Origin of the sequence: Bowdeniella nasicola, from assembly GCF_001907295.1 — a bacterium.
GTDB classification, from domain to species: domain Bacteria; phylum Actinomycetota; class Actinomycetes; order Actinomycetales; family Actinomycetaceae; genus Bowdeniella; species Bowdeniella nasicola.
The window spans coordinates 1-15,693 of the sequence record NZ_MQVR01000024.1; the positions used below are offsets into that span (position 1 = coordinate 1).

Here is a 15,693-nt window from a genome sequence, read left to right on the forward strand (position 1 = left end):
AAGACCCTCGGCTGGAAGACCCCCGCCGAAGTCTTCGGCGAAGCACTACAATCCCTGAAACAGGCCGGTGTTGCAACCACCGGTTGAACCTGCCGTGTTTGGCAACCTCGGCGAGGGCAGCGGCACCGGCGTGTGCTTCACCCGCGACCCCGCCACCGGCCACTCCGGCGTCTACGGCGACTACCTGGAAGATGCCCAGGGTGAGGACGTCGTCGCCGGTATCCGCAACACGCTCGCGCTCGCGGATCTCGAAAAGCTCGACAAGAAGTCGTATGACGAACTGCGCGCGGCGATGCGTCGCCTCGAGACCCACTACCGCGACCTGTGCGATATCGAGTTCACGGTCGAGCGCGGCAAGCTGTGGCTGCTGCAGACCCGCGTCGGTAAGCGCACCGCGGCCGCCGCGTTCCGGGTCGCGACCCAGCTCGTCGACGAAAAGCTCATCACGGTCGACGAGTCCATCCAGCGCGTCACGGGCGCCCAGCTGAGCCAGCTGATGTTCCCGCAGTTCGACGAGGCCGCCGACAAGACGCTGCTCGCCAAGGGTATGGCCGCCTCCCCGGGCGCTGCCGTCGGCGAGATCGCGTTCGACTCCGTCCAGGCCGAAGAGGCCCGCGCGGCCGGCCGCGACGCCATCTTGGTGCGCCGCGAGACCAACCCGGACGACCTGCCCGGCATGATCGCCGCGGTCGGTGTCCTCACCTCGCGCGGCGGCAAGACCTCGCACGCTGCCGTCGTCGCACGTGGCATGGGCACGACGTGCGTCGTCGGCGCCGAATCCGTGACGATCGATGCGGCCGCGCAGGAGATGCGCGTCGGCGATACCGTCCTTCGACGGGGCGACATCATCGCGATCGACGGCACGAGCGGCGAGATTTTCTTCGGCGACGTGCCCGTCGTCCCCTCGCCGGTCATGACCTACATCGCGGACGGCCTTGAGCCGGCCCTCGAGCAGGCGAAGGACGAGGAGACCCGCGAGCTCGTGCACGCCGTCGACCGCATCCTCACGCACGCCGACAAGGTGCGCCGCCTGCGGGTGCGCGCGAACTCGGATACGCCCGAGGATTCGGTGGCAGCGCGCAAGCGCGGCGCCGAGGGCATCGGCCTGTGCCGCACCGAGCACATGTTCCTCGGGGATCGCCGCACCTACGTCGAGCGCGTCATCCTCGCCGAATCGGCCGAGGAGCAAAACGCGGCCCTCGAGGCGCTCATCCCGCTGCAGCGCGGCGACTTCATCGAGATCTTCGAAGCGATGGACGGCCTGCCGACGACGGTCCGCCTCATCGACCCGCCGCTGCACGAATTCCTGCCGGACCTCACCGAACTGTCGGTCAAGGTCGCGCTCGGTAAGGATCACGGCGAGGACGTCAGCCGCGAGGAGAAGCTGCTGACCGCGGTGCGACGCATGCACGAATCGAACCCGATGCTTGGCCTGCGTGGCGTGCGCCTCGGCCTGAAGATTCCAGGCCTGTTCGGCCTGCAGATCCGCGCGATCGCCGAAGCCTACGTCGAGCGCAAGAAGGCCGGCGGCGATCCGAAACCCGAAATCATGGTGCCGCTCGTCGGCTCCGTGCGGGAGCTGCAGATCGTGCGCGAGCGCGCCGAAAAGATCCTGGCCGAGGTGGCCGAAGAAGCCGGCATCGAGGTCGATCTACCGATCGGCGCGATGATCGAGCTGCCGCGCGCGGCCATGACGATCGAGTCGATCACGGCCGAGTCGGACTTCTTCTCCTTCGGCACGAACGACCTCACGCAGACCGTGTGGGGCTTCAGCCGCGACGACGTCGAGGCGGAGTTCTTCGACGAGTACCAGGAGGCGTCGATCTTCGGTGTCTCGCCGTTCGAGTCGATCGACGAGCGCGGCGTTGGCGCCCTCGTGAAGATGGGCGTCGACGGCGCGCACGCGACCAAGCCCGACATCCACATGGGGGTGTGTGGCGAGCACGGCGGTGACCCGGACTCGATCCACTTCTTCCACCGCGCCGGGCTCGACTACGTGTCCTGCTCGCCGTTTAGGGTGCCCGTCGCCCGCCTGGAGGCCGGCCGCGCCGCGGTCGAGGCCGCAGGAGATGCCACGGCCTAACGGTCGCCGCTGACCGCCGCCCGGCCCCATCTTTTCCAGCGCGGATGGGCCCGGGCGGTTCGTTATCGTGCCGCAGGTGGGAGCAAAGGCCTTCCCCGGCAGCATAGGTTAGCCTTACTTTAGAGGCATGAACCTTGCGCGTCTGATTGCTGCTGCGCCCCGCCGTGGATTGCACCATCGCCTGCCCGCCGGAGCGCTGCGCATCACCGACATCGATGTCGCCCCCGCGGCGCGCCTGCGCGTCCGCGAGATGGGGCTGCGCGTCGGCCAAATCATCCGGATTTCGCACCGCGGGGCGTTCGGCGGACTCGTGCTCGCCATCGGCAGCTCGCGCGTCGCGATAGACCGCGCGACCGTCCGGCACATCAGCGTGGAAGAGGCCGCGGCATAACGCTCACCAACCCCGCCACGAACAAGACCGCGCGCGTGCAGCTCGTCGGTAATCCGAATACCGGCAAATCGACGTTGTTTAATCACCTCACCGGCTCGCACCAGGAAGTGCGCAACGCGCCGGGCACCACCGTCGAGATGATGCAGGGCGAGTGGAAGGCACTCGGCGCGCACCTCACCGATCTTCCGGGCACGTACTCGCTGCTCGCCAAATCTCCCGATGAGCAGATGACGGCCGACGCGATCGCCGCGCGCGATACCGACCTCACGCTCGTCCTGCTCGACGCGACGGCCCTGCCACGCCGCTCTACCTGCTCGGTCAGGTCGCGCACTACGGCACGCCCGTCGTCGCCGTGCGTACGATGAGCGATATCGCGGCCCAGGCCGGCGACGTCGCGCCCGTCGAGAAACTCGCGGCCGCGCTCGCGGTCGCCGTCGTCGACGTCAATCCGCGCACCGGAGCGGGCGTCGCGGAGCTCGCGCGGGTCGTCACCGATGCGCTCGCGGCGCCCTCTTACGTGTGCGGTTTTGAGGCGCCCGCGACCGACTCGACCCCGACGATCCCCGTGCTCGCCGGGCCGGGCTGCCGTTGCACCGGCGCCACCTCGTGCTGTTCCGGCCCCGCCCATCCGGCGCCGCCGGTGCCGCGCGAGGGGGCGGCCCCGCGCACCGAGGAGCTCGCCGAAGCCGAGGCCCTGTTCACCTGGGTCGAGGGCGTCATGGCTGAGTTCGGGATGAGCGAGGAGGCCGGCTCGGCCACGGTCAGCGACAAGATCGACCGGTTCTTGCTGCACCCGCTCATCGGGATCCCTGTCTTCCTTGGCCTCATGTGGGTGCTGTTCCAGCTCACGACCGCCGTCGCCGAGCCCATCATGGACTGGGCGGAGTCGCTCGTGACCGGGCCCGTCATGCGCGCGATCGTCGGCGATGGGAAGAGCCGCAAGGAACCGCTCCTGCTCGTGCTGCCGCCCTATCAGGTGCCGCGCCTCGCGGTGATCGGCGCCTCGACGGGGCGTCGCGTCTGGTCCTTCGTCTCGGGCGCCGGCACGGCGATCGTCGCGACGCTCGCCGTCGTGTGGGTACTGCAGGCGATCCCGATGTCGAGCGAGCACCGCGTCGCCGAGGTCCCCGTGACCGAGTCTCTGTACGGCACTGTGGCCGAGGGGATCTCCCCAGTGTTCGCGCCGGCGGGCTACGGCTCCTGGCAGGCAGCCTCCGCCCTCATGACGGGCTTCGTCGCGAAGGAAGTCGTCGTCGGCAACATGGCGCAGTCCTTCGCCGTGGAAGAACCCGAGGACCCGCACGACGCGGGCACGCTGGGGGAGAAGATCCGCGCGAACTTCGATGAGTCCTCCGGTGGCCACGGCAAGGCCGCGGCGCTCGCTTTCTTGATCTTCGTCCTGTCCTACACGCCGTGCCTGGCGACGGTGGCGGAGCAAAAGCGGATGCTCGGATTCAAGATCGCCGGCGGCACGCTCGTGGTGCAGCTCGCGATCGCGTGGGCCCTGTCGGTAGGCGTCTTCAACGTCGCGAAGGTCTGGTGGTAGCGATGGCACGAGCTTCGATACTGACCGCGTTTCGGCGCGGCGCGACGGTCGAACGGGCCGGACGGATTGCGGGCCTGTCCCGCGACGTCGCCGAACTCGCCGCCGAGCACTATCAGCGCCTCGGTTTGATCGAGGTGAGGGAGCCGGGAGCGCCCGGCTGCGGCTCCTGCCCGGGGACGAATCCGAAGGCTGAGATAACGCCGGCCTGCGCGGGCTGTTTCTTCGCGCCGAAGCGCTAATCTGACAGGGTGAACCGGATCAGGGGTGGCTCGCATTTACCGTGCCCGCAGCCGCGGTGTTGTGGTGGCATGGCTCGATCAACGCGACGACGCGCTCGAGCTCGATGTACGTCTTCGGTCTCGGTGCGGCCGCGCTGAGTTTGTGGTTGCTTGGTCGGCAGTTACCGGCCGATGAGGAACATTGATCCCAGCTTCGCAGGTGGCGCGAGAAAGCGATACCCCTGGCGATGTCGACCGCGGTCGTCCTCATAGGCTTCTATCTCACCCGCCCGATCATGATGGTCGTCGACGGTTTCGAGGTCGTCGGCGGCTACCAGTGGCAAACCGGGCTCGGGCCCATCACCGTGGCGATCCTGCTGGCCGCGAGCCTGGCAGCCGGGTGGCTGCAGGGCCGCGGCGGCCTGCAGGCCGAGCCGAATACCTCAAACTAGTTTCACGCTGTAAGAGCGCGGCCCGCGCATAGGGCGCCCGTGCCAGACTGCTGTCATGGGGTTTGTCGACACGGAGATTGCCGCCCTCGCTGAGCGCCTGGCCACCCAGCTGGCGGGGGAGGTCGACGCTGCGCCCCGGCGGCGCGCCGAGTACACCTCCGACGCGGGCAACTATCGCCTCCTGCCCGGCGCCGTGATCTACCCGCGCGATGCCGCCGATGTGGTGACGACGGTCCAATTCGCCGCCGAGCACGGCGTACCCATCGCGATGCGCGGGGCCGGGACCTCGATCGCGGGCAACGCGATCTCCGATGGTTTCGTCCTCGATACTTCTCGGCACCTGGCAACGCTGCACGAGCTCGATCCCGCAGCCCGGATCGCCGACGTCGATGCGGGTGTTGTCATGGGCAGCGTGCAGGCGGCCGCGGCGCCGTTTGGGCTGCGCTTCGGGCCCGATCCTTCGACCTGGACGCGTGCGACCTTCGGCGGGATGATCGGCAATAACGCATGCGGCCCACGCGCCGTCGCTTATGGCAAGACGGCCGATAACGTCCTCGAACTCGACTGCATCGACGGCCGGGGGCGCTCCTTTACCGCGCGCGCCGGTGATCTGGGCGTCGTGCCCGGCCTCGCCGATATCGTTTCCCGCTATCTCGGGCCGATCCGCACCGAGCTCGGCACGTTCTCCCGCCAGGTCTCCGGCTATTCGCTCGAGCACCTCCTGCCCGAGCGAGGGCGTGACCTGCCGAAGGCACTCGTCGGCACCGAAGGGAGCCTCGTCGTCGTCACGCGGGCGCGCCTAAAACTCGTGACCGCGCCGAAAAACCCGATGCTGCTCGTCCTCGGCTATGCGGACATGATCGCCGCCGCCGACGACGTGCCGCGCCTCCTTGTCGACGAGGTCACCGCGGTCGAGGGCTTCGATGCGCGCCTCGTCGATTACGTCATCGTCGCCAAGGGCGCTTCCGCGGTCCCGCCGATGCCGCGCGGCGGCGGGTGGCTGCTCGTCGAGGTCGCCGACGCCGCGGGGGATGAACGCGCGGCCGAACGCCGTGCCCGCGAGCTCGCCGCCGCGAGCGGAGCGGTCGATCACCGTATCTTGCCGGCCGGGCCAGAGGCCGCGGCGCTGTGGAAGATCCGTGCCGACGGGGCGGGCCTTGGCGGGCGCACCCCCGCCGACAAGCCCGCCTGGCCCGGCCTGGAAGACGCGGCGGTCCCGCCGGAAAACCTCGGGGCCTACCTGCGCGACTTCACGGCCGAGCTGGATCGGTTCGGCCTCGATGGCCTGATCTACGGCCACTTCGGCGACGGCTGCGTCCACGTCCGGATCGACTTCCCGCTCGACGACCCCCACGGCGGGGCGGTCATGGACAAGTTCATGCATGCGATGGGCGAGATCATCGTGCGCCACGGTGGCTCGATCTCTGGCGAGCACGGCGATGGTCGAGCCCGCAGCGAGCTGCTGACCGCGATGTACAGCCCCGAGCTTCGCCGCGCCTTTGGCGAGGTGAAAAAACTTTTCGACCCGGCCGGCATCCTCAACCCGGGCGTCATCACCGATCCCTCCCCCCTCGCGGCCGACCTGCGGCTACCCCAGGGTCAGGACCTGCTCGCCCGCTCCTTCACGCTCGGCTCCGACGGGCACGACCTCGGCCGCGCCGTGCACCGCTGCACCGGCGTCGGCAAATGCCGCGTCACGAGCCCCGGACACGTCATGTGCCCCTCCTACCGCGCAACGGGCGACGAAAAAGACACGACCCGGGCGCGGGCACGCATCCTGCAGGAGGTCGCCAACGGCTCGTTCATCCATTCGCTTGATTCGGGCGAGGTCCGCGAGTCGCTCGACCTGTGCCTCGCCTGCAAAGCATGCTCTTCGGACTGCCCGACGGGTATCGACATGGCCCGCTATAAGTCCGAGGTGCTCGACCAGATCTACGCCGGTAAGCGTCGGCCCCGCACCCACTACACGCTCGGCTGGCTGCCACGCTGGATCCGGCTAACCCTCGCGCTGCCCGGGGCCGTGCGCGCCGCGGTGCTTGTGGCCGGGGCGGTCCGCAAGGTCCCGGCCCTGGAACGCGCGGTGTTGAAAGCGGCCGGGATCAGCGAGCAGCGCCGCCTCATCCCGTTCGACGCCGAGCCGTTCTCGGCGTGGTTTAAGCGGCGGCAGCGAACGCCCCAGACGGACAAGAAGTTCGTCGTCTTGTGGGCGGACTCGTTTTCGCACCTACTCGACGGCGCCGGGGCCCGCGCCACGGTCGAGGTGCTGGAAGCGGCGGGCTTCACCGTGCTGTTGGCGCCGGTCGAGGCGTGCTGCGGCCTGACCTACGTGACGACGGGGCAGCTCGATCGCGCCCGCGCACGCCAGGACGAACTGCTGCGCATCCTCGGCCCGCTTGCCATCAATGGCGTGCCGATCGTCGGTGTCGAGCCGAGTTGCGTGGCGACGCTGCGCGATGACCTGCCCGACCTGCACCCAGGCGATGCCCGCGCGGCGGCCGTCGCGAACGCGACCCATACGCTCGCCGAGTTCCTCACGCGCCACGCGCCGAACTTCCCGCTGCCGGATCTTTCCGGCGTCGAGATCCTCGCCCAGCCGCACTGCCACCACTACGCCGTCATGGGGTGGCAGCGCGATCACGAGCTGCTGTCGGCGGCGGGCGCGCGCGTGCACGCGGTCACCGGCTGCTGTGGCATGGCGGGCAATTTCGGGATGGAAGCAGACCACGCCGACGTGTCCGTCGCGGTCGCGAACACCGCGCTGCTGTCGGCGCTAGCGGAGCATCCCGACGCCCTCGTGTTGGCGGACGGCTTTTCCTGTCGCACTCAGATATCTCAGCTTTCTAGCCGACAGGCTATCCGCCTGTCGGACCTACTCGCGCGGCGCCTCGACATGTCACAATAGGTGGACACAATCGTCTGCTGCAGGGTCAGGAAGATGTCGCTTTTTGAGTTCGATTCCGGTCACCTCGTCCCCGCCCAGTTTGGGCGAACTACTGCTGCTCGACTCGAATCCGACATGCTATCTGCGGTGCGGGAACAGGTCCTCGAAATCGTCGGGCGGCCGCTTTTTCCCGTCATCTGGGAAGAGTCCCAGCAGGCCCATCTGCTGTCGATGGATGCCTCCGGTCAGGTCGTGACCGTCGAGGTGTGTGAAACCCTCGACGCGGCGACGCTCGTCGCGGCGCTCTCGCGTGCCGGCAATAGCGCTGCCCTCGGCTGGCTCGACCTCGCCTCGATGTACCCCGGCGGCCAGGGTACCTTCCGGCGGGACTGGAACGAATTCCGCGAATCGCTGCCGCCGCGCACCCCGGCGGGCCCGCGCGTCGTCATCGTCGCCGATCACATCACCGACGATGTTCGCCCCGCGCTCGAGCTGCTGTCCGGCTCGGGGATCGAGGTCTACGAGCTGACGCTGCGCGATTTCGGCGATGGCCAACGCCTCATCGATGTCGCGCCGGTGCGCGGCCCGATCGCGGCGCGCTCGCAGATGGTGATGCTGGGCCGCGCGACGAAGCAGGTCGAGCTCATGGCCTCCCCGGAGTTCGCGCCCGTCGCGGACAAGGACGAGGAGCCCGAGGAAGCCGAGTCAGTCGACCCGCCGGCGCCCGAGCCCGAGGAGGTAGCGCCCGAAGCGGAAGCGCCGCGCGGCGAGCACGCCGAGGAGCCGCGCCAGCCGGACTACACGGTGCCGCTGTCGGAGGCGGGCCGCACGCTCGCGGCGATCGCGAAGTACCTGGGGGAGGACACGCACCTCACGTGGCGCCAGCTGCGCAAGGGGATAAGCCACGATGCGACGCTGCGCGTCAGCGGCGAGCTCGTCTTGGAAAACGGCGAGGAATACCTCGACCCGAGCGAGGCGGCGTGCGCCGTGTCCGGGCGCGAGGACGTCAACGGGTGGCGCGTGTGGCGCTTCGGTGAGGCCGGCCCGAACCTCGATGACGCTCGCTATGAGCTCATGGAGGCCGACGAGTTAGACGTAAGCCCCGAGGAACCGGCGTAGTTCGGCGCTCGCGCTTTCGCGGATGTCGTCGCGCGAGAGGAACACGTCGTGGATGGCGCCATCGAAGCGTGCCACGGTGACGAGCGGGCCGAGCTTCAAGGCGGCCGCGCCGATCGCGTCGACGTCGAGGACGGTATCGGCGCCGAGCAGGGCGTCGGACCACGTCGTCGAATAGTTTGAGGCGCCCGAGGTCATGACGAAGACCGGGCACGTGACCTGCAGGCCCGTCGCGACGTTTGCGTGGCCCGCGAGGATCGCGGACAGCCAGCCCGCCCGCACGGGGGCGGAGGGCGTCGTGCGCCACTGGTCATTCGTCTGCCAGCCGAGTTCTTGCAGCGTCCGGTAGTAAAAACCGTTATCCGGCAGCGGGAAGATGCGCTTCGGGTTGCGGCGGCCGATCGCGTCGGCGACGGGCTGGGAGACGAGCTTGAGCAGCGCGGAGCCCTGCAGCGCGAGCCACGGGGAGTTCAGCACGAGGGCGCGAAGCGCGCCGGGATGGCGGTCGGCCCACAGGCTCGCGGTGAGGCCGCCGGTTGAGTGGCCCATGAGGACGATGTCCATGCCGTAGCCGTGCTCGGCGCGGATGACCTTGAGGGCCTCGTGGATGTCTTCGTCGTAGTCGCTTAAATCCGTGATGAACCCGCGCGTCTGGTGGGAGCGCAGTGAACGGCCGTATTTGCGCAGGTCGAGCGCGTAGAACGCGCCACCGGCGCGAGCGACTTCGCGCGCGAGATGCGGGTGGTAGAAGTAGTCGTTCCAGCCGTGCAGGTAGAGCAGCGCGAAATGCGGCGACGACGGCGTATCGGGCAGGGCGTCGCGATCATCGGGCAGATGATGGCGGACAAGCGTCGCGACACAGGCGCCTTCATCGTCGTCGAGGAGGGGCAGGGTGCGGGACTGGAAACCGCATCCGAGCAGGTCGCTGCCCCACGTGTCGACGGGTGCTTCGGCTGGCTGGCTACTCACCTTTTCATTTAAGCCCGGAATTTCGGACAATGCGATAGGCCCGGGATGTGACGCCAGTCGGGCAGGCTTTGACGTTGCTCACGTCGGGCGGGTACCGAATCGAGGAGCCGCGCGAGGTGATGAGCGACGGCATCGTTCTCGACGAGGAAGCCGTCGTGCCCGCACTGTGAGGCGATGAGCGCGAGCGGGAAGGTGTTTCGGACCGCGTCGGTGATAAGGGCGGACTCGGCGACGGGAAAGAGCCTGTCGGAGTCGATCGCGACCACGAGGGTGCGGGCCTGAATCTTGCCGAGCGCATAGCGCACGCCGCCGCGGTCGCGCCCGACGTCGTGGGTGAGCATCGCGCGCGTGAGCGTGATGTAGGAATTGGCGTCGAATCGGCGGGCGAGTTTCGCGCCGTGATGGTCGAGGTAGGACTGGACGGCGAACCGGCCCCCGTCGAGCGGCTCCTCGCGGCCCTGGGGGAGCCGCCCGAAGCGGGCGTCGAGTTCGCCTGCGGTGCGGTAGGAAAGGTGGGCGATCCGGCGGGCGAGCCCGAGGCCGTACCAGGGGCCGGTGCCAGGGGAGCGGTCGTAGTAGTTGCCGCCGACGAAGTTCGGGTCGCCCTCGATCGCGAGCAGCTGGGTGTGGCCGAGCGCGATCTGGTCGGCGGTCGTGCGCGCCCCCGAGGCGATGACCGCGAGGCGACGCACGCGGTGTGGCCGCGAGATCGCCCATTCCAGCGCGCGGTGTCCGCCCATCGAGGCGCCGACGACGAGGCAGAACTCGGCGATGTCGAGCTGGTCGGCCAGGAGCGATTCGGCGAGCACTTGGTCGCGCGCGGTCACGTGCGGGAAGCACGCGCCGTACGGATCGCCGTCGCTCGCGATCGACGCGGGGCCCGTCGAGCCCTGGCAGCCGCCCAGGATATTGGGGGCGATGACGAAATAGCGGTCGGTGTCGATGACCTTGCCGGGACCGACGATGCCGGACCACCAGCCCTGACCGGGATCCGAGCCACCGTGGGAGGTGACGTGGGAATCGCCGGTCAGGGCGTGGAGCACGAGCACTGCGTTATCGCGTGCCGCGTTGAGCTCCCCCCAGGTCTCATAGGCGAGGGTCACGGGCAGGGATTCGCCGGATTCCAGCAGCAACGTGCCGAGGTCGGCGAACTGGCGGTATCCGGGGTCATCGCCCGCTCGCCAGGCCCCGGAGGCGGGGATGGTCGCGGTGATGTCAGGCTCGTGCATTCCGGGCTCCTTACACGATGGCCTGCTGCGGCTCGGTCGTGGCGACCGCGCGCGCGGCAGCGAGTCCGGCGTGAATATCGGCGAGGATGTCGTCGATATGTTCCAGGCCGACGGAAAGGCGCACCGTGCCCGGCGTGATGCCGGCGGCGGCGAGGCCTTCGTCGGGGACCTGCGAGTGGGTCGTGGAGGCGGGGTGGATCGCGAGCGAACGGACGTCGCCGATATTGGCGACGTGCGAATGCAGCGTGAGTGCATCGATGAAGGCGCGGCCGGCCTCGCGGCCGCCGGCGAGGTCGGCGGTCACGATCGCGCCCGCCCCGCGCGGCGTGTATTTTTGCGCGAGCGTGTAGTACGGCGAGGACTTCAAGGATGCGTAGCGCACCTGTGCGACGCCGTCTTTGCCTTCGAGGTATTCGGCGACGGCGCGCGCGTTGGCGACGTGGCGCTCCAGGCGCAGCGAGAGGGTCTCGATGCCTTGGGCGATGAGGAAGGCGTTGAATGGGGAGGCTGCGAACCCGAAATCGCGCTGGCCCTCCAGGCGGCATTTGAAGATGAAGGAGACGTTCGCGCCGAACGGGCTGTTGGGGCCGAAGTCGCGCGCGTAGACGAGGCCGCCGTAGGACGGGTCGGGCTCGTTGAACCGGGGGAAGCGCTGCGGATCGGCGCCGAAGTCGAAGGTGCCGGCGTCGATAATCGCGCCCGCGACCGCGGTGCCGTGGCCGCCGAGATACTTCGTTGCGGAATGCACGACGATGTCTGCGCCCCATTCGATCGGGCGCAGCAGATAGGGCGTCGCGACCGTGTTGTCGACGATCAAGGGGACCCCGACGCGGTGAGCGGCCGCAGCAACGGCCTCGATATCGAGGATGTCGCCCTTGGGATTGGGGATCGTCTCGCCGAAGAAGGCGACGGTCCGCTCATCGGCGAGGGCCTCCCAGGCGGCGGGGTCCTCGGGATCGTCGATGAAGCGGATGTCCACGCCGAAGCGGGGCAGCGTGTTGGCGAAGAGGTTGCGCGTGCCGCCGTATAGCGAGGGGGAGGAGACGATGTTGTCGCCCTGCTGCGCGACCGTGAGGATCGCGAGCGTCTCCGCGGCCTGGCCGGAGGAGACGAGGAGCGCGCCGATGCCGCCTTCCAGATCGGCGATGCGGTTTTCGACGACTTCGTTGGTGGGGTTATTCAGTCGCGTGTAGATCGGGCCGAGCTCCGAGAGCGCAAACCGGTTGGCGGCCTGGTCGACGGAGTCAAAAACATAGGAAGTGGTCTGGTAGATCGGGAGAGCTCGCGAGCCGGTCTCGGCATCGGGGATCTGTCCGGCGTGAATCTGGCGGGTTTCAAAGTTCCAAGTCATGAGTGTTGTCCTCGAATCGGTGGGGATGGGGCCGGGCGGGACCGGTCACGGTCCACGCCGCTCCCGATCCGAGGATGACGCGATCTGACAAGAATCCAGGTATGGAAATGCCCGAGGGGGAAGGATTCTTAGCTGCAGGCCCGAAACCGAGGAAGACATCTCGGTGGGCAGGCGAAAGACCGCGTCAGCGGCACATTCGACGGTTGCAGAACATGACAGCGACTGTAGCCGCATGACTCACGATTTGGCTAGCGATCGTTCAACATTCGAGATTTTGGTGCGCATGTGTCAGTTGTGAATACTGTGACAAATGGGGTTAGCGGGACAGGTGTTCCCCTACTATAAACTTTCGTATAGTGTGGACGTAACCATCTCCGTCGGACGTCAAGTCGGCGCGCCGAGCAACCCCCAACCCCTCGGAGGACGTGTGGCCCTGCGACTCACCCTCACCCGCTCTTTAGCTGGTGTTTGCGGACTCGCGCTCGCGATTTCTGGACTCGCGATCCCCGCCGCTTACGCCGACCCCGGCGATTCCAGCGATATCGAACGCAGCCGGCAGGCTGAAGAGTCGACCGCAGCGCAGATCGCGCAGATGGAAATCGAACTCGCCCAGCTGTCCGGCGTCACCGAAAACACCGACGTCAACTCCCAGATCGCGACCGAAGAATTCCTCGTCGCCGACGACGCGCGAATCGCGGCCGAAAACCGTGCCGATCAGGCAGCCAAGGTCGCTGCCGCGGCCCGCGAGTCGGTCGAAAAGTCGCGCCAGAACCTCGGCGTGAAGGCACGCGATCTCTACCGCAAGGGCTCCGCACCGATTTCGAGCGCCGCCCCGTATCTCGCTGAGACAGATTTCCAGCAGCTTGCCACGTCAGCTCACCTGACGAAGATCCTGACCTCTCGCGTCAACGAGGTCCTCCAGTCATTCCTTGGTGTCGAAGCCGTGGCCGACATGCTTGAAGCGCAGGCCGTGCAGGCGCGCGACGAAGCGCGCGGTGCCACCGAAATCGCCGAGCAGCGTCGCCTCGAGGCCGCCAATGCCCGTGATGAGGCGAGCCGGCAGCAGGCCGCAGCGCAGGCCCGCCGTGACGAGCTGATCACTCAGCTGGCCCAGCAGCGCCAGACCACGGTCGAGCTGGAGCGCCAGCGCCAGGCCGCACTCGATGAGCAGCGTCGCGAACGCGAATCGCAGGCCGCCCTGGCGCGCCTGGAAGAGCAGGAGAATCCGCCGGAAGCCGCCTCGCGCGATAACCCGACGCGACCGGCGCCGCAGCCGACGACGGCTCCCGCACCGGAACCGAGTGCGGCCCCCGAGCCGGCGCCGACGACCCCGGCCCCGCAGCCGACGACTCCCGCCCCGCGCCCGACCACCCCGGCTCCGAAGCCGACTCCAAAGCCCACGCCGGCGCCGGATCCTATCCCGGGCCCGTCGAGCAAGGCGCGCCAGGCGCTTGAAGTCGCAAAGAAGTACATCGGCGTTCCCTACGTGTGGGGCGGCGCCTCGCCGTCGGGCTTCGATTGCTCCGGCCTCGTGATGTACTCCTTCGCGCAGGTGGGCGTGAAGCTGCCGCGTACCTCGGGCGCGCAGTACGCCGCGACCGCGCGCGTGCCCGTCAAGCAGCTGCAGCCGGGCGACCTGATCTTCTATGCCAAGGGCGGCAATGCTAATAACCGCATCTACCACGTCGCGATCTACGCGGGTAACGGCATGCGCGTGCACGCCCCCTCGTCGGGTAAGCCCGTCGAGCTCACGAAGATGTACTGGACGAACGTGCTGCCCTATGGCGGTCGCATCAAGGGCTAGCGCAACTCGCCACCAGACATGAAGAAGTGGCCGGCTCCAGGGGAAGGGAGCCGGCCACTCTTCTGTGCGGTTACTTACCGGTAGTCTCGTAGGTGTCGATACCGCCGACGTGGCCTTCCATGAAGGCGTCGATCTCGTCCTTGGAAGCGGTCAGGGGCGGATCGTTGGCGAGGTAGTGCTTGGTCTCGCGCGCGATGAGGCCGGAAAGGATGAGCAGACCGATGAGGTTCGGCAGCGCCATGAGGCCGTTCATGAGGTCCGCGAAGTTCCAGACCACCTTGAGGGGGACCGTCGCGCCCACGAACACGACGAGGGAGAAGAGGACCCGGTAGGGCATGACGCCGCCGCGGCCCACGAGGCGTTCGGTGCAGCGTTCGCCGTAGTAGGCCCAGCCGAGCACGGTGGAGAAGGCAAACAGCGCGATCGAGCACGTGACGATGATGTGGCCCCAGTTGCCGGGCAGGCCGTGCGTGAAGGCTTCCGCGGTGAGCGTCGCCTGCGAGATATCGGCCTTTTCCCATACGCCCGTCGTGATGAGGACGAGGCCCGTGAAGGTCACGACGATGATTGTGTCGATGAAGGTCTGCGTCATCGACACGAGACCCTGGCGGACCGGGTGCGTGGTCTTGGCCGCGGCGGCCGCGATGGCTGCCGAGCCCATGCCGGACTCGTTGGAGAAGATGCCGCGCGCGACACCCATCTTGAGTGCGAGGAGGAAGGCGGAGCCGGCGGCACCACCGAAGGCGGCGTGACCGGTGAAGGCTTCGGAGAAGATCTGGCCGAAGGCGGCTGGCACCTGGCCGGCGTTCACGATGAGGATGAAGGTCGCGCCGAGGATGTAGACGACGATCATGAACGGCACGAGCGCGGCCGTGACGCGGCCGATCGACTTAATGCCACCGACGAGGACCGCGAAGGCGACGACGGTGAGGACGATGCCGATGATCCACGGTTCGATACCGAACGTGTTGTGGATGTTTTCGGTGATCGCGTTGCCCTGCGTCATGTTGCCGATGCCGAAGGAAGCGAGCGCAGCAAGCACGGCGAAAGAGATCGCAAGGACCTTACCGAGCGGGCCCTTGATGCCGCGCTCGAGGTAGTACTGCGGGCCGCCGGAGATTTCGCCCGCGGCGTCCTTCGTGCGGAAGCGGACGCCGAGGAAGGCCTCCGCATACTTCGAGGCCATGCCGAGCAGGCCCGTCACCCACATCCAGAACAGGGCGCCAGGTCCACCGACGGCGATGGCGCCCGCGACGCCGACGATATTACCGACGCCGACGGTCGCGGCCAGCGCAGTGGTGAGGGCTTGGAACTGCGAGACATCGCCCGCGAAAGCGCCCTCGTCGCGGCGTCTAAGAATGCCGAGCTTTAGGGCCGGCCAGAGTTTATGGAATTGCAGGAAGCCGAGTCGAATCGACAAGACGATACCTGTGCCGAGCAGCAGCGGGATGAGAAAGAAAGGTCCCCAGACGATGCCCGAGAGCATCCCGAAAAAATCAGAGACCTTATCCAGTGTTTCTGACATGTGTCCTCCCTGTGAGGGGTAGCGGCCACCGGGCACGGATCAGGTGGCATGTACAGGACAGTGTGCCATAAAAATTGTGACCTGCGTGACATTCCTCAAATGCGGAATGTCGCGCAGGTCACAAAAGG

At 67.8% G+C, this 15,693-nt stretch carries 12 protein-coding genes and 1 pseudogene; 9 read left to right on the forward strand and 4 right to left on the reverse strand.

What is annotated here, in order from left to right; all coding sequences use genetic code 11:
• Nucleotides 1–94 precede the first annotated feature (94 nt).
• The 8 genes and pseudogenes from ppdK to BSZ39_RS05485 all read left to right on the forward strand — a co-directional run.
• Nucleotides 95–2,083, forward strand: a pseudogene (ppdK, locus tag BSZ39_RS05450) (pyruvate, phosphate dikinase); the annotation flags it as partial.
• A 127-nt stretch (nt 2,084–2,210) separates the two neighbouring features.
• On the forward strand, nt 2,211–2,474 hold the full coding sequence (locus tag BSZ39_RS05455; RefSeq protein WP_083602973.1) for a FeoA family protein: 264 nt from the start codon (nt 2,211–2,213) through the stop codon (nt 2,472–2,474).
• A gap of 35 nt (nt 2,475–2,509) precedes the next feature.
• Entirely contained in the window at nt 2,510–2,839 is a 330-nt protein-coding gene (locus BSZ39_RS05460) for a FeoB small GTPase domain-containing protein (RefSeq protein WP_073716365.1), read from the forward strand.
• Entirely contained in the window at nt 2,836–4,020 is a 1,185-nt protein-coding gene (locus BSZ39_RS05465) for a nucleoside recognition domain-containing protein (protein ID WP_073716366.1), read from the forward strand. Before BSZ39_RS05460 ends, BSZ39_RS05465 begins: the two co-directional genes overlap by 4 nt.
• 2 nt (nt 4,021–4,022) lie before the next feature.
• Nucleotides 4,023–4,259, forward strand: coding sequence for a hypothetical protein (locus BSZ39_RS05470; protein WP_073716367.1), 237 nt, complete (start codon nt 4,023–4,025; stop codon nt 4,257–4,259).
• Nucleotides 4,260–4,486: 227 nt separating this feature from the next.
• On the forward strand, nt 4,487–4,690 hold the full coding sequence (locus tag BSZ39_RS05475) for a hypothetical protein (protein ID WP_073716368.1): 204 nt from the start codon (nt 4,487–4,489) through the stop codon (nt 4,688–4,690).
• Nucleotides 4,691–4,745: 55 nt separating this feature from the next.
• Nucleotides 4,746–7,592, forward strand: coding sequence for an FAD-binding and (Fe-S)-binding domain-containing protein (locus BSZ39_RS05480; protein ID WP_073716369.1), 2,847 nt, complete (start codon nt 4,746–4,748; stop codon nt 7,590–7,592).
• Nucleotides 7,593–7,625: 33 nt separating this feature from the next.
• Nucleotides 7,626–8,690: a restriction system modified-DNA reader domain-containing protein gene (locus tag BSZ39_RS05485; protein WP_073716370.1), complete on the forward strand. Its 1,065-nt coding sequence runs from the start codon at nt 7,626–7,628 to the stop codon at nt 8,688–8,690.
• Here the strand turns inward: BSZ39_RS05485 and BSZ39_RS05490 are convergent.
• The 3 genes from BSZ39_RS05490 to BSZ39_RS13445 are packed head-to-tail and all read right to left on the reverse strand — an operon-like array spanning nt 8,661 to nt 12,236.
• Nucleotides 8,661–9,656 carry an alpha/beta hydrolase gene (locus tag BSZ39_RS05490; protein ID WP_073716371.1) on the reverse strand — a complete coding sequence of 332 codons (996 nt, stop codon included), beginning with the start codon at nt 9,654–9,656 and terminating at the stop codon, nt 8,661–8,663. The genes BSZ39_RS05485 and BSZ39_RS05490 overlap by 30 nt on opposite strands.
• Nucleotides 9,657–9,664: 8 nt before the next feature.
• Nucleotides 9,665–10,885, reverse strand: coding sequence for a homoserine O-acetyltransferase MetX (metX, locus tag BSZ39_RS05495; protein ID WP_073716372.1), 1,221 nt, complete (start codon nt 10,883–10,885; stop codon nt 9,665–9,667).
• A 10-nt stretch (nt 10,886–10,895) separates the two neighbouring features.
• A complete protein-coding gene (locus BSZ39_RS13445) occupies nt 10,896–12,236 on the reverse strand; it encodes an O-acetylhomoserine aminocarboxypropyltransferase/cysteine synthase family protein (protein ID WP_073716373.1) in 1,341 nt (446 codons plus the stop codon).
• A gap of 427 nt (nt 12,237–12,663) precedes the next feature.
• On the opposite strand from BSZ39_RS13445, the gene BSZ39_RS05505 reads away from it, so the two are divergent.
• The gene (locus tag BSZ39_RS05505; RefSeq protein ID WP_073716374.1) at nt 12,664–14,040 is read left to right on the forward strand and encodes a C40 family peptidase; all 1,377 of its coding nucleotides are present in this window, start codon (nt 12,664–12,666) and stop codon (nt 14,038–14,040) included.
• Nucleotides 14,041–14,110: 70 nt separating this feature from the next.
• On the opposite strand, the gene BSZ39_RS05510 is transcribed toward BSZ39_RS05505, so the two are convergent.
• Complete coding sequence (locus BSZ39_RS05510) at nt 14,111–15,565, reverse strand: alanine/glycine:cation symporter family protein (RefSeq protein WP_073716375.1); 1,455 nt, start codon at nt 15,563–15,565, stop codon at nt 14,111–14,113.
• Nucleotides 15,566–15,693: the final 128 nt, after the last annotated feature.

Excerpts from the sequence above, each read along its gene's own strand:
- BSZ39_RS05455 (WP_083602973.1), top strand. The coding sequence starts at position 2,211 with ATGAACCTTGCGCGTCTGATTGCTGCTGCGCCCCGCCGTGGATTGCAC.
- BSZ39_RS05465 (WP_073716366.1), top strand. The coding sequence starts at position 2,836 with ATGAGCGATATCGCGGCCCAGGCCGGCGACGTCGCGCCCGTCGAGAAA.
- BSZ39_RS05470 (WP_073716367.1), top strand. The coding sequence starts at position 4,023 with ATGGCACGAGCTTCGATACTGACCGCGTTTCGGCGCGGCGCGACGGTC.
- BSZ39_RS05475 (WP_073716368.1), top strand. The coding sequence starts at position 4,487 with ATGTCGACCGCGGTCGTCCTCATAGGCTTCTATCTCACCCGCCCGATC.
- BSZ39_RS05480 (WP_073716369.1), top strand. The coding sequence starts at position 4,746 with ATGGGGTTTGTCGACACGGAGATTGCCGCCCTCGCTGAGCGCCTGGCC.
- BSZ39_RS05485 (WP_073716370.1), top strand. The coding sequence starts at position 7,626 with ATGTCGCTTTTTGAGTTCGATTCCGGTCACCTCGTCCCCGCCCAGTTT.
- metX (WP_073716372.1), bottom strand. The coding sequence starts at position 10,885 with ATGCACGAGCCTGACATCACCGCGACCATCCCCGCCTCCGGGGCCTGG.
- BSZ39_RS13445 (WP_073716373.1), bottom strand. The coding sequence starts at position 12,236 with ATGACTTGGAACTTTGAAACCCGCCAGATTCACGCCGGACAGATCCCC.
- BSZ39_RS05510 (WP_073716375.1), bottom strand. The coding sequence starts at position 15,565 with ATGTCAGAAACACTGGATAAGGTCTCTGATTTTTTCGGGATGCTCTCG.